Annotated in this window: 16 protein-coding genes; 3 read left to right on the plus strand and 13 right to left on the minus strand. The window is 43.6% G+C overall.

All coding sequences use genetic code 11. The annotated features are described in order from the left end of the window. Positions 1-128 precede the first annotated feature (128 nt). On the plus strand, positions 129-572 hold the full coding sequence (locus tag K8O68_RS05610; protein WP_230895945.1) for an OsmC family protein: 444 nt from the start codon (positions 129-131) through the stop codon (positions 570-572). Positions 573-715: 143 nt separating this feature from the next. On the opposite strand, the gene K8O68_RS05615 is transcribed toward K8O68_RS05610, so the two are convergent. Further along, positions 716-2,161: a phospholipase D-like domain-containing protein gene (locus K8O68_RS05615; protein WP_230895946.1), complete on the minus strand. Its 1,446-nt coding sequence runs from the start codon at positions 2,159-2,161 to the stop codon at positions 716-718. A gap of 319 nt (positions 2,162-2,480) precedes the next feature. Here K8O68_RS05615 and K8O68_RS05620 point away from each other — a divergent pair, with 319 nt between their 5' ends. Further along, the gene (locus K8O68_RS05620) at positions 2,481-3,749 is read left to right on the plus strand and encodes a peptidoglycan-binding protein (RefSeq protein WP_230895947.1); all 1,269 of its coding nucleotides are present in this window, start codon (positions 2,481-2,483) and stop codon (positions 3,747-3,749) included. Between the two features lie 149 nt (positions 3,750-3,898). On the opposite strand, the gene K8O68_RS05625 is transcribed toward K8O68_RS05620, so the two are convergent. Further along, positions 3,899-4,303 carry a DUF2203 domain-containing protein gene (locus K8O68_RS05625; protein ID WP_230895948.1) on the minus strand — a complete coding sequence of 135 codons (405 nt, stop codon included), beginning with the start codon at positions 4,301-4,303 and terminating at the stop codon, positions 3,899-3,901. A gap of 152 nt (positions 4,304-4,455) precedes the next feature. Here K8O68_RS05625 and K8O68_RS05630 point away from each other — a divergent pair, with 152 nt between their 5' ends. Then, positions 4,456-4,689 (plus strand): group-specific protein, encoded by a 234-nt coding sequence (locus K8O68_RS05630; protein WP_230895949.1) that lies wholly within the window; start codon positions 4,456-4,458, stop codon positions 4,687-4,689. Between the two features lie 162 nt (positions 4,690-4,851). Here K8O68_RS05630 and K8O68_RS05635 read toward each other — a convergent pair whose 3' ends face one another. The 11 genes from K8O68_RS05635 to K8O68_RS05680 all read right to left on the minus strand — a co-directional run bounded on the left by K8O68_RS05635 (position 4,852) and on the right by K8O68_RS05680 (position 12,695). After that, a complete protein-coding gene (locus tag K8O68_RS05635; protein WP_230895950.1) occupies positions 4,852-5,304 on the minus strand; it encodes a cupredoxin domain-containing protein in 453 nt (150 codons plus the stop codon). 65 nt (positions 5,305-5,369) lie between these two features. Beyond that, entirely contained in the window at positions 5,370-6,065 is a 696-nt protein-coding gene (locus tag K8O68_RS05640) for a M50 family metallopeptidase (RefSeq protein WP_230895951.1), read from the minus strand. Between the two features lie 13 nt (positions 6,066-6,078). Continuing rightward, a complete protein-coding gene (locus tag K8O68_RS05645) occupies positions 6,079-6,831 on the minus strand; it encodes a Cof-type HAD-IIB family hydrolase (protein ID WP_230896074.1) in 753 nt (250 codons plus the stop codon). A 26-nt stretch (positions 6,832-6,857) separates the two neighbouring features. Next, positions 6,858-7,058 (minus strand): hypothetical protein, encoded by a 201-nt coding sequence (locus K8O68_RS05650; RefSeq protein ID WP_230895952.1) that lies wholly within the window; start codon positions 7,056-7,058, stop codon positions 6,858-6,860. Between the two features lie 112 nt (positions 7,059-7,170). Beyond that, complete coding sequence (gene speD / locus K8O68_RS05655; protein ID WP_230895953.1) at positions 7,171-7,980, minus strand: adenosylmethionine decarboxylase; 810 nt, start codon at positions 7,978-7,980, stop codon at positions 7,171-7,173. 150 nt (positions 7,981-8,130) lie between these two features. After that, positions 8,131-8,979, minus strand: coding sequence for a sulfurtransferase (locus tag K8O68_RS05660; protein ID WP_230895954.1), 849 nt, complete (start codon positions 8,977-8,979; stop codon positions 8,131-8,133). Between the two features lie 19 nt (positions 8,980-8,998). Then, positions 8,999-10,171, minus strand: a complete 1,173-nt coding sequence (locus tag K8O68_RS05665) for a Rieske (2Fe-2S) protein (protein ID WP_370640488.1) — start codon at positions 10,169-10,171, stop codon at positions 8,999-9,001. After that, complete coding sequence (locus K8O68_RS21555; RefSeq protein ID WP_370640489.1) at positions 10,132-10,740, minus strand: Rieske (2Fe-2S) protein; 609 nt, start codon at positions 10,738-10,740, stop codon at positions 10,132-10,134. Before K8O68_RS21555 ends, K8O68_RS05665 begins: the two co-directional genes overlap by 40 nt. Before the next feature lie 172 nt (positions 10,741-10,912). Continuing rightward, a complete protein-coding gene (locus K8O68_RS05670; protein ID WP_230895955.1) occupies positions 10,913-11,197 on the minus strand; it encodes an HPr family phosphocarrier protein in 285 nt (94 codons plus the stop codon). A 115-nt stretch (positions 11,198-11,312) separates the two neighbouring features. Continuing rightward, positions 11,313-11,546 (minus strand): hypothetical protein, encoded by a 234-nt coding sequence (locus K8O68_RS05675; RefSeq protein WP_230895956.1) that lies wholly within the window; start codon positions 11,544-11,546, stop codon positions 11,313-11,315. A 120-nt stretch (positions 11,547-11,666) separates the two neighbouring features. Further along, complete coding sequence (locus tag K8O68_RS05680; protein WP_230895957.1) at positions 11,667-12,695, minus strand: aliphatic sulfonate ABC transporter substrate-binding protein; 1,029 nt, start codon at positions 12,693-12,695, stop codon at positions 11,667-11,669. Between the last annotated feature and the right edge of the window lie 12 nt (positions 12,696-12,707).

A 12,707-nucleotide genomic window follows, 5' to 3' on the forward strand; every position in this document is an offset into this window, starting at 1 on the left:
TTGTCCCAAATGATCCTAAGATCATTATCTAGAAATATCTTGAGACGCCCAATCAAAAAGCCTTGGGTGTAAAGAAATTTATAAGCTCAATTATGGGCTTAAATATAATATACGAGGAGGTATATAAAATGAGCAGTAAGAAGATGACCTTTCAGGTTACTGGAAGTACGGAACAAATGAAAGCTGATCTGGAAACTAATGGCCACAAGGTAATTATAGACGAACCGGCCGGTATGGGCGGAACTGATCAGGGCCCGGATCCTCTTTCAAATATGCTTGCTTCCCTTGCCGGTTGCGAGAACGTGATTGCCAATATGGTTGCTAAAGACATGGATTTTGACCTTCAATCCATCGAGTTTGATATTCATGGTGAACTCGATCCGCGAGGTCTCATGGGCGATGAAAATGTCCGCCCTTATTTTGAAAAGGTCCACATCAATGCAAAAGTGTCCACCAGCGAGTCACAGGAACGCATTGAAGAACTGAAGGAAAAAACAGATTCCCGCTGTCCCGTTTTCACGACACTTCAAGCCGCCGGAGTGGAGCTTGAAGCAAATTGGACGAAAGCTTAATTTTTCTTGTGTAACAGTCATTAAACAGGACTGGTTGCACCAAAAAAACCAGGGGCTCCCCTGGTTTTTTTAAGTGCACTTTTCATTGCATGTAAGCTCCACTTAATCATTTGTACTTTCGTATCCTTTTACTTTCTGAACCTCTAAAGCATATGTTCAAAAAATCTCGTAAAGAAAGCCCACACATTTTTTCTGAACCTCTTAGCATCAGGCACGTCTGCTTCTTCTGAAAACTCGCTTTCTTCAAAGGATCCATCATCCTTTACTAGCAGGCTCTCGTGTGTCATTAGCTTGTCCACATGGTCTCTTAATTCCAGGGCAACTTCTTCACTGTCCACCACAATCATGCTTTCCGTACTTAAATACACGCTTCTCGGATCTAAATTGAACGAACCGATCATACTGATTCTGTCGTCGATCATATAGGATTTTCCGTGAATAGACTGGTCTGGCCCCTGATATTCGTGCACGTCCGCCAATGTTCCAGCAAGCTCTTCCCTGTGCCTGGAGTAGCCCCCAAACGCAGGAAGGTTCGGACTGGCCGCCAGCGAATTAGTCAAAATATCGACTTCTGACGCGGCAATGTTGTCGAGATCCAAATGCTTCATCACCCGGTCGGAAGGTATAATAAACGGACTTTGCATAAAGATATACTCTTCTGCACTCTCCAGCAGGTTTGTAATATCCCTCCACACTAACGGTTCTTTATTCATTCGTTCAATAGGATTATGAATAAATGTCACTTTTCTGGTCGGTAAAGAACGCTCTTCCCAGTCAATTTCCTGATGAAATAATTCGCTGTAGGAATAATGGAACTCATCCAGTATTTCTCTCAATTCATTAAGCTGGTCTTCTCCTGCCTCAAGCTGCCTCTCTGACACGTCCTCTGTCTGGGACCGGGAAAAATCATGGTTCCAGACATAATCAAAATAATTTTGTATATCTCCTATGACACTTTCGGAAGCGTTCCCGCCACCTGTATTATATATCACGGCATCACGGTCATTTGTCGCCCCTTCAAATCCTTCAGACGCAAAATATCTGTCACCAATATTTCTACCGGTAATCATCGACAGATTATTATCTGAAATAACAAGTTTATCGTGCAATCTGTTATTAAGAGTCCACGGTCTTAGCAGGTCCACCGGTTCATAAAATTTTAACTCGATATTAGGATGGCTGGCAAATGCATAAACAATATCTGTATATTCCCCTCTCATCCCATGGAACATGCCATCTAAAAGCACTCTGACTTGCACTCCCCTGTCTGCCGCTTCCACGATGGTGGCATGGAAAATATCCGCTGCACTGCCTTCAGTGAGCTTGAAGTTTGTAATATCCAGCGTTTCTTCTGCATTTTCCTTAATATTATTCCTTGCTTCTTTCGATTCCAGCCTTCCTTCAATAAGAGCCACTCTGTCATCCGATTCTTCATCTCCATAAAAACGCTCCGGATCGTGATCTTCCGGGCTGCTGTCTGAGTCATATCCCGACAGCTGAAAAATGAATAATCCGGAGATAAGCGCATAAAGGACATATCCAAAAATGATAAATAATACGATTCCTGCTATTCGTTTAATCTTTCTCACCTCTTCTGCTGCATATAAACTGGAAAATTATTTAATCTGCAACCCGTATACCCTTTTTTATTTAAACTTACCCGTCGATCTCCCCGGGATAGTTATCACACAACAGGTGCTGTATAAGTCTTTCCTTGTCTAACCCCGGAATTGTACGTGTATAACAGCTATCCAAAACTTCCAAATTCAGACAACGAGGAGGCCATTATACATTATTCTTTTATTACAATCTGTTTTCAACTTTTTTAAACATTATTCAGATTGTACTATCTCGTTTTCATTGTCTATATGGATTACCTAAGTTTGAAAATCAAGGAGGCAAACAAATATGAGTTTATTAACGTCAACGTTAAAGTCTGTTTTACTGACTTTAACAGGGTTAGCCGTTTTTTTGATGGTCATGCCTGCAGCAGCTGACGCAGGAAATGATAAGGAATTTGGAGAAAAAATGCTGGGGAAAGGGAAAAATCATTCTCATGTAATGGAACTGCAGGAACTGCTTGAAGCGCATGGCTACATAGAAGACAGTGTGCAGGAAGGAGTATTCGATCAAGCAACGTATGAGGCTGTTACGGCCTTTCAACAGGAGATCGGCATTTTTGTGGACGGCTTGGCAGGCCCGCAAACAATAGGAGCTTTGTCAATTTTACAAAAAGGAGATAAAGGCGATGTGGTTCTCGCCCTTCAGGAAGACCTTCACCGTCTCGGCTATTACCGGGCTGCCCTTGATGGCATATTCGGTCCTCTCACTCATCAGGCAGTTAAAGACTTTCAAACAGCAGAAAATATATTAGCTGACGGGCTTGCTGGTCCGCAAACATACGGCGCTTTACATCTGGCCGCTCAAGCTCAAACTGTAACTGGGGAGCCGGAACAAAATGAGGAAAACTCAAAAGAAGAAAACACTGAGCTGGAAAAAACTGAGGAAAACACAGAAGCAGGAATAGAAGAAGAGGGTGAAAAAGATGACCAGGTAAATGAATCATCTGAGCAGACTGAAGAACCGGCTTCAGCTATGGATGATGCAGCAGAATCAGAGGACACAGCTGAAGAGACAATCAGTTCCGCTCCAGAAGAGGCAGCTGAGGAAGAAACGACTGACACAACAATCGAAGAAAGCACTGAGGAAGCCGCTGATATTAATGGAGACCAAGGATCAGAAGGATCACGTGAAGACCCAACAGCATCTGGCGAGGCAGAAGAAAATTCAGAGGAAGAGAGTCAGGAAACTGAAGCAGATGAAAGTTCTGATAGCTCATTAAACGACAGTGCTGACAGCCAAAGTGAATCATCGGGTTCTACAGAGGGAACAGTCTTGACCGTAGAAGCTACCGCCTATACCGCTTATTGCAACGGGTGTTCAGGTATAACTTACACCGGCCTGGACCTTAGAAACAACCCGGATAAAAAAGTAATTGCCGTTGACCCGAATGTTATTCCTTTAGGCTCAAAAGTATTTGTTGAAGGATACGGGACAGCAGTTGCAGGAGATATTGGCGGCGCTATAAAAGGCCATAAAATAGATTTATTTATGCCTGACAGAACTGATGCGATCCAATTTGGCCGGCGGACCCTGGAAATAACTGTGCTGGACTGATTTCCAGCCACCCGACTAACGGCGTGCTTTCTATGATTGAGCTCACCTTCACTTATATGGATATAAAAGCAGCCTGCCGTATCTTCGGCAGGCTGCTTAAACTTTCCCCGGTCAGACCAAAACGTCTGTAGATTCCTATTGGTAAAAAATTATAACTCATCAAGAGGTTTGCGCCCCGCAAACCCTTCCTCTTCTGTGTGGTAATGAGTAATCTCCTCTTCCCCTTCTTTCCAGCAAAGAAGAATTTTTTTATTTTCTTTTATGGAAGGAAAGTCAATCAGTCCAGGATCTATACCTTTCAACTGAGCCCCTGTATCCTGGATGTTGCTTACGTGGAGCTGAGCCTGAATTTCCAGAAATTCCAGTTCACTTTCTATTTTGAAAACTTTGTCTGTATCTGTTTGGACGTGTTGGCCGTCTGGTTTCTTAACAGACTCCAACTCTTTAAATTTATCATCAAACTTGAACTGAAGTTTCTTTAACTCATTTAACTCCTTCTTAAATACAGGAATCAGTTTATTTGCTTTCTCAACCGAAAAATAAGTTGTTGACACTGTTTTCACCTCCAGTATTAACCTAGTATAATAAAGGTTTTTAAACGTATAAAGAAATATGCCTGATAGTAAAAATTTTCCCTTTAGTATTTAAATTTAAACCGCTATCAGTCATACTATTATTATCTCACTATATGAAAAGAGGGCTAATCATGGGAGAATGCAATCTGGATCACTCTAAAAAAGACGTACTCAAAAAGTTTGAATCTCAGCGGGAGAACCTCCCTGAGAATTTATCAAGCCAATGGGTCAGTTTCCTGGAAAATGACTTAACCCAATCTGACTTAAATATGGCTTTCCACCTTCTTAAGAAATATGACCTGGCTTCCGAAGACGAAAGACGTGAACGGGAAAAGAAAATGAAAGAACTTTTTCAGTCCTATTAAAGTACGGCTCTATTCAATGCAAATGGAATTTTAAAATCAGGGGTTTATTGATACGGAAGGTGCCAAACTTCCGAAGCATAAAATAACAGCAAAGGAGCCTGACACGAAAAAGAGGAACCGGTTTAACTGCGGTTCCTCTTTTCTGGCAATAAATATCCATCACTATTTGACAACCAGATAGGCAATCATCGGTCCGTTGTCTTCTATTGAAGCATGAGCCGTACAGATGAGCCGGTAAACCCCCGGTGAATCGAACTGAAGGTTTAAGACCGTTTCTTCTCCTTTTTTAACCTTACCCGATACTTCCGTCCCTTCAATGATAAAAGGGTGCTCTTTCCCGTTGACCCCAAAGATACTCAATGTTACTGGCTCGCCTGCCGGCAGATAAACCGTCCCCGGATCCCATCGGTAAGATTCTATAACTTTTCCATCTTCAGTTTTCGATTTGAATTCTCCGGTAACCATATTTATTTTGTAAATGTCATCCGAATCCGAATAAACGTGAATGCCGTCAGAGTCAGTCATAAATAATACAAACGCGGAAACTCCTGCCAGCATGGCTCCTGCCAACATGAGGCCTATCATCATACGCCCTTTCACTATAAAAAAATTCAAACTAAATCCCCCCAGCTCGTATTTGATTAACTATACGCGCCAGAGGGAGAAAACTTGTCTTTTTATTAAAATAGCCATAAAAATTCCATAATGGATCCCGGATCATATCCTGCCAGGATGAACACGCCGCAGCCAAAAAAGAAGGTTCCTTGAAAAAGAAAGAAAAAGCCCCAAAATGGCGCGGGTACCTTCGTCACTTCTGCAAGGGCTGAAGCATCCCCGGCCTGGCCATTGGCCTTGATAGATAACATAAATATGATCCAGCAGCTGATAAACGCCTGGATAAGAAGGACCGCACCAATAATAGCAATCGAATATTCGAACCAGTTTTCATACTGATTTGTATAAATGAAATATAGCGCCCCGCAAACAGACAATCCCCATAGCCAGCCAAGCACATTTCTGACCCAGAACAACAGATTATATATGAGCAAAGCTCCTAATCCAAGCGCTAAATAGTCATACCATTGTTGGGTAAGCGCAAAAATATATACGGCACTTATGGCAGAAGCAGCCGGATAGCCTGCAAGAAGGGTAACCACTTTTCCTCCCCAGCCTCTGTGCCTTGTTATTGTCAGGCCGCCGGTATTTCTAAACAGCGAGACGGATGTGACCCTGCCGCCCGTCAAAACAGCTGCAAACGCATGGCCGCTTTCATGGATCATCGTGTTAAACAGCTTAAAGTACGGCCCTGCAACAGGCAAGTAGGAAATAATTGCCACGATGAAGAAAATAATTAGAAAATCGAAAAGGTCTGTCACGTCAATACTCCGCTTACTCTTTCCTTAAAGCGAATTTTTGGATCGCTTTGGCGACTCCGGCTTCATTGTTTTCAGCAGTCACCCAGTCAGCACTCTCTTTTACATCCGGCTGGGCATTTCCCATGGCTACCCCGTAACCTGCTTCTTTAATCATCGCGATATCATTTAAACTGTCCCCTACTGCAAGGACGTTGCCCATGTGGCAGTTAAGTTCTTCGCACAATTTAGTTAAAGCCACCGCTTTATTGACTCCGGCAGCATTAATTTCTATATTGGTAAGGCTCGAATTGCTTACTTCCAGTTCCTGATGATTAGAAAGCAAGTCAAAGACCGTTTCTCTCACCTCATCATCCTTAATATCAAACCCGAATTTCAGCCATTCATGATTCGGAATGTCTTCAGGCATGTCATTTTTCCAGACACGGTTTACTGACGCAGCCCAATGGTGAATGCTATGTTTATTTTTCAGCTCAATCATCATTTCAATGAGATCGCTTTTCATCATTGTCCTGTCCAGTAATTCGCCATCCTTATTCCATATCTCGCTTCCGTTTCCTGTGACAAGATAAGAGTCCAGTTCCAGCTCTTTCGCATAATCTTCACAGGCCATCAGCGATCGCCCTGTACACAGGACGACTTCCATGCCTTGTTTCTTTGCCTCTTTAATAGCCTGCCTGTTAGGCTCAGGCACTTCGTGATTATCATTCAACAGCGTCCCGTCCATATCCAAAGCAATTAACTTAATCTCCTGAGGTTCTTTTGCCATCATCTGCTCAACTCTTTCCTGATAAATTAAAAGTAGACGTAATAAACAACAGTTAAAATTAACGCAGGAATGAACGTTACGGCATAAATAATTGAAAGGTTAGTAAAGTGCTTTCCTGATTTTTTTTCATACTCGTCATCCCGTGGATTCACTCCTACCATAATTGTTCCAATTAAAGCCGCAACACAAATAATTCCTCCGATAATTAAATAAGGTAACATATTCATATTTGCCACCACCCTCCTGCTTATCATTGTACTAAAAAAACACAGGCCAGCCTACACTTCAGCTTTAAAAAAGGGGACCATCACGTGTAATGGTCCCTGCTCAGCTGCTATTTTACTTTGGAATATTTCTTCCGTAATAAATTTCATCCATTTCATGAGTGAGCTTTTCTGTTATTTCTTTTCGCTCCTCTTCATATAATTCATGCTTATTATAACCGAATAAGTAATTATCCAGATCAAAGTTTTTCAGCTTGCATTTCGTATGAAAGATGTTTTCCTGATAAATATTCACATCGATCATATCAAACTGTTCTTTCACTTCTTCCGGAATATAATTCTGTATGGAATTAATGTCATGGTCGATAAAAAGTTTATGTCCATTAACATCCCTCGTAAAGCCGCGGACTCTGTAATCCATTGTCATGATATCTGTATCAAAAGAATGAATCAGGTAATTTAATGCTTTTAATGGCGATATTTCCCCGCATGTGGACACATCTACATCCGCCCTGAAGGTACTGATTCCATCAACTGGATTATACTCTGGGTAGGTGTGCACCGTGATGTGGCTTTTATCCAGGTGCAGGACAGCAGATTCAGGCAAAGGTCCCGGGGACTCTTCGAATGCAGAAGTAGGCGCTTCTTCTACAGGCCCCTCAGCAATCAGCATCGTGACACTGGCTCCCTGGGGCTCATAATCCTGTTTCGCAATGTTCAGAACGTGAGCGCCAATGACGCTTGCTACATCTTCAAGAATAGCTGTCAGCCTGTCAGCATTATATTGTTCATCAATATACTGAATATAGGCTTCCCGTTCTGATTTCGTTTTCGTATAACAGACGTCATACATGTTAAAACTTAATGATTTTGTCAGATTATTAAATTCATGCAGTTGAATTCGTTCATCAGGTGTCAGACTCATAGCAACATTCCCCGTTTTAAATCAAAATTAACTGGCCTTTACAAGCCTTTATGCCCAATACCCTCTGTTTTTTCGTATTAAACTTTCCGAAATAGAAAGGGTTAAGCGGTAAGCCTGTAGATATTATACCAGACTGCCATGGTGAATATGTTATTTTTTTGCATTTTTTTCAGGCCCTGCAACCGGGGCACCTTCATACGATATCCAGTCACTCCAGCTCCCTGCATAAAGTTTCGGCTTTGCTCCCGCTTCAGTCAGTGCCAGGACGTTTACACACGCTGTCACACCCGAGCCGCAATAAACTACTAATTCTTTCCCTGCTTCTATATACTCTTTCAGGTCTTTTGCGTGCTGCTCCGCTCCTTTCCAAACTCCCCGCTCATCCGTCCGGTCTTCCCAATTTTCCTGGACAGCCCCTGGAATATGCCCGGCTACAGGATCAATAGGTTCATTCCTGCCCTCGTACCTTTCTTTACTCCGTGAATCAATAAGCAGCACATGATTTAATTTTTCTTTAAGGTCGCCGGCATTGACAAGCATAGGAGGCTGCACCTCAGGGATAAAGGTGACTGGATCATGTTCCGGCACCTCAGAGGTCGTGTCATACCCTTTTCTTTTCCATTCTGAAAAGCTGTCTTTAAGGACGTAAACTTGAGGGTGACCCGCATATGTCAGCATCCACCAGAGCCGGGAGGCCATCGCCCCGGCCTGGTCATCGTATATCACCACCGTTATCTCTTTGGAGATTCCTGCATTTCCTACCATTAAAGAAAAGTCCTCCAGCGACGGCAGCGGATGTCTCCCTCCATGTTTTCCGACCGGGCCTGATAAATCTTTTTCGAGATCCATATACACCGCACCGGGGAGATGCTCCTTGTCGTACGCTTTCTTTCCTGCATCCGGGTCTTTTAAGTTAAAACGGCAGTCAACTACAGCGACATTCGCCTGATTAAGTCTGCCGGCAAGCCAGTTTGAGTCAACTATGTTAGAAATACTCATGATACTCACCCTCTCTATACTATGATTCATTATCTTCAAATAATTTTTCACCGTAATGGAGCCGCCAGGCGATTTTTCCGACTCGCGGAATCTCCCTTGCTGTAGGGGCATGAGCGGCCAGATACCTGGCTGCTGCGATAATCATCGTTTCCTGGGCGTATTCGGCTAGTGCATTTCCTTCCTCATCCCCGCTCCAGAGGTCAAATTCCCTGCTTGCCGCTTCATACATCTGATAAGAATGAAAATCGGCATCTTCTCTTAATAAAGCGTGGCCAAGTGTATTAAATAAAGCGTCTGTATCTTTACTCTGATGCAGATAATTGGCTGCCCACTGCCCCGCCTCATTTACCTGCTGCTGTATATCTAATATCTTTAAAAAATCATCAGCTTTTAGAGGTTCATCCTCTCTTTGGCCGACTGGGCGTTTAGTTGAAGGGATATTAAGAAACCGGTCCAGATAGACAGAAACTGCGGCATGGTAAACAGCACGGATGAGTGCCGGTTCATTTGTTCTCCTAAGCGACTCATGAACGGCATGAGCATGGGTAAACGTATGAAGGACGGTAATCCAGTCATTGAAGTCGTTCTGGATATGAAAACGGACAATCCGTTCGGCCGCTGCCAAAGAAACTATTCGGGCTACTTTAACAGGGGACGCCCCGTTTTTAAACGTCTCTGTCAGAGCGTCAATCATAGTGATCGGCTGATCCGACAGAATCACTTTAAGTAACTCTTTTTCATTGAACGGAACAGGATCTTCAGGAAATGAGAGACCATCCACCTTCTGAAAGGCGTCTTTTAAAGGTGTGACAAGATTAACCGGTGCCTGCCAACTGTGTAATTCTTCGCTTCTTACCGCATTGGAAAACAACGGAGTTAACGAAGCAAAAATAGATTTTTTTAAACTGGTGTCCGCAAGTTCAGCCGCTTCGAAAGCTTTATTATGGAAATCAAGCAAATGGCCGGCATCCATGTAGAAGTGGTCCGTGGCAGCAGTCATTATCATAGAAGAAAGCTCTTCATCAGGCATGCCGCTCTCGACCGCGGTCAGAACAATTCTTTCCGCTCCTTGGGAGTCTCTTACTTCTGTACAGTTACGGTACCATGTTTTCAGACGATCAGCATTTCCGATAAAACCGCTAAGCGGTCCGATCAGGTGCTTAGGCGGCTGCCCGGCGCAGTCACCCGCCACCGGCTTAACCCTTGATAAAGAGCCTGAATCCGGCCCTGGGTATCCAGTTTCGGCAAACTATTGCTCATAGCTGTCAGAATCGTGAGTCCCGGTCCCCAGCCATGGTTCCGGTGCGTGGTGCCGAATTGTATCCCTATTTTGATTATCTCCTGAGCGGGAACATTGGCGTTGATTAACCCTACAACAGATTTTGCAATGACCAGCCCGAGGTTCTGCTCGAGGCCTTTCATGAGCCGCTGTTTATATTTTTCCTTTTTGTCTGACACTGTTATTGCCTGATTGACCCAAAGCTCGCCATTTTCTTCTTTCGTTTCATAGACCGGAACGTCATCGGCCCACGGGTCAAGAGTCCCGCCGCTGCATACATCAAATCTCGCATGATGCCAATGGCATGTTAAAATCCCGTCGCACAAGCTCCCCGTGTGAAGCGGGAACCCCATATGGGGACAGCGGTTATCAACCGCATAAAAATCTCCTTCATGATAAAAAACACCGATTCCGCCTTTAATTACTTTCGCTTTTTCTTCCTGCAAACTTTTAACTGAACCTGCTGACACCCAATTAGCCATTCCTATCCCTCCATTTTCAGGTTTTACCTGGTATGTAGAACGCGCTTGTCTTTATCTTAAAGGAATTGCCTTTATTATTGAATGATTTCGACAATATTATCATCCACAATTTAAAAAACGTGCAGTCTTCATATAGCTGAAGAGCCGCACGGTAATGGGTCAGTCTTATAGTTTAACTTCCTTTTAAAACAGGCTGGGAATAGGATGACAGGAAAAATTGTTCGAGGTGAGTCAGGGCCTCTTCGGCATCTGAGCCTTCAGCAATCAGAGTCACCTCGTCACTCTCTTTTAACATAATCATGACTTGGACAGCCCCGAGCACGCATTTGGGATTATAGGCAATGCTGTCTTTATGCATATACACATCACTTGTAAACTGGCTGCACAAATGGACGAATGATAAAATCGCGGGTACGCTGAATGGGTCTTTAACCTGAATTACTTTTTGTACCTTCATTGTAATCCCCCTTTTGTGCATTTGTAGTCTTAGTAATATATTAACTGGCCTTCTATTTTAAAACTTGAAATATGGAAGAAAATATATCACCTTTTTTCGCAGCGCAGATCAGCAGCTAAATCCAGGAAAACCCTCCCGGACGGTCTTTTTTCTCTTTCACGTCGTCCTGTTTATTCTCAGACTGTTCCCGGCCCTCTTCCGTTTTTTTAGACTGCTCTCTTTGGGGACGTCTTCCAAAGAGGATCTGATACCACGGATCTACGGGTCTTTGTGTTGTGTCCTGGCTTTTTTCTTCCTCTTTTACTTCTGCAGTTTGTTTTGGTTCCTCCTTGTTTTTCTTCTCTTTCACAGGTAACCCTCCTCAAATGATTAGTGCTCCTTATTATATTCGCTTTAAAAATGAATGATTGGGCTGAAACTTCATAAAAAAAGCTTGCGGGGAGTCTCCCGCAAGCTAAACATTCTCGCCTTATTCTTCTTCCAGTATCCCGTCAAGAATCGTTGTATCGACGAATCCATCCAGATCAGGGTCTTTATCCATAAATTCTAATTCATAGGACGCGTCTGCCCAGGCCTGCAACGCATCAGCATGGGTCTCTGTTGTCACTGCCATACGCTGCCACGCTTTTTCAAGCACATGTTCAGGCAGTCTCGTCTGGGTCAAATCGTAAATCAAGTCATTGACCGTTTCAAGCGTCTCTTCTTCATTATTCTGAGCAAAATCAACAGAACGCTTATGAGCCCGTAACGCTTCTTCGACTTTATCCGGATACTCGTCAAGGAATTCCCTCGTGGTCACCATGACGACACTTGCCAGTTCTTCACCAAGAAAGACCTCATTCCATTCTGTGACCACATTCGCATTATGTTCTTCTACAAGCAGTGTTCCCCAAGGTTCAGGGGCCGCTGCTGCATCGATCTGGCCTTGTTCAAACATCGCAACCATACTGGCTGGATTGACTCGTGACTGATGCTCTACTTCCCCGCCAAGACGGTTTGTTTTCATCCCTTTTTCCTGAAGCATAATTTCAAGCTGGACATTATGCGTGCAGCCGTTGCCTGGCGTACAGAATGATTTGCCGGGAAAGTCTTCAATACTGTGAATGCCTGAATCTTCCCTCGACACAATAAGAGTCGCTCCGTTTGCCGCAGAGCCGATGACGACCACGTCCCCGCCTGATAAGTAATAATTAATCGCAGGACCGGGGCCGACATATCCTAAATCAATAATCCCGGTATCCAAAGCTTCTATAAAATCATTACCGTTAGGGAAATTCTGAAAATACACCTCGTCTCCCATCTCGTCAGTAAAGTAGCCTTTCTCTTTCCCTACAATACCGGCCGCGTGGTCAAGGTTAGGAAAATATCCGATATTAACTTCTTTGTCCTGGCCTTCATTACTCGAACCAGTTTCGCTTGAACTGCCTTCTTCTGTTCCGCAAGCGGTCATTGTCGCGAATGCCGCCGATAAAAAGACTGTACTTAATAACTTTTTCATTTTTCTCCTCCT

Origin of the sequence: Salipaludibacillus sp. CUR1 (assembly GCF_021028955.1) — a bacterium.
Taxonomy (GTDB): Bacteria; Bacillota; Bacilli; order Bacillales; family Salisediminibacteriaceae; genus Salipaludibacillus.

Coding starts and splice junctions, on each gene's coding strand:
- K8O68_RS05610 (WP_230895945.1), top strand. CDS start 129: ATGAGCAGTAAGAAGATGACCTTTCAGGTTACTGGAAGTACGGAACAA.
- K8O68_RS05620 (WP_230895947.1), top strand. CDS start 2,481: ATGAGTTTATTAACGTCAACGTTAAAGTCTGTTTTACTGACTTTAACA.
- K8O68_RS05630 (WP_230895949.1), top strand. CDS start 4,456: ATGGGAGAATGCAATCTGGATCACTCTAAAAAAGACGTACTCAAAAAG.
- K8O68_RS05645 (WP_230896074.1), bottom strand. CDS start 6,831: ATGGCAAAAGAACCTCAGGAGATTAAGTTAATTGCTTTGGATATGGAC.
- K8O68_RS05650 (WP_230895952.1), bottom strand. CDS start 7,058: ATGAATATGTTACCTTATTTAATTATCGGAGGAATTATTTGTGTTGCG.
- speD (WP_230895953.1), bottom strand. CDS start 7,980: ATGAGTCTGACACCTGATGAACGAATTCAACTGCATGAATTTAATAAT.
- K8O68_RS05660 (WP_230895954.1), bottom strand. CDS start 8,979: ATGAGTATTTCTAACATAGTTGACTCAAACTGGCTTGCCGGCAGACTT.
- K8O68_RS21555 (WP_370640489.1), bottom strand. CDS start 10,740: ATGGCTAATTGGGTGTCAGCAGGTTCAGTTAAAAGTTTGCAGGAAGAA.
- K8O68_RS05670 (WP_230895955.1), bottom strand. CDS start 11,197: ATGAAGGTACAAAAAGTAATTCAGGTTAAAGACCCATTCAGCGTACCC.
- K8O68_RS05680 (WP_230895957.1), bottom strand. CDS start 12,695: ATGAAAAAGTTATTAAGTACAGTCTTTTTATCGGCGGCATTCGCGACA.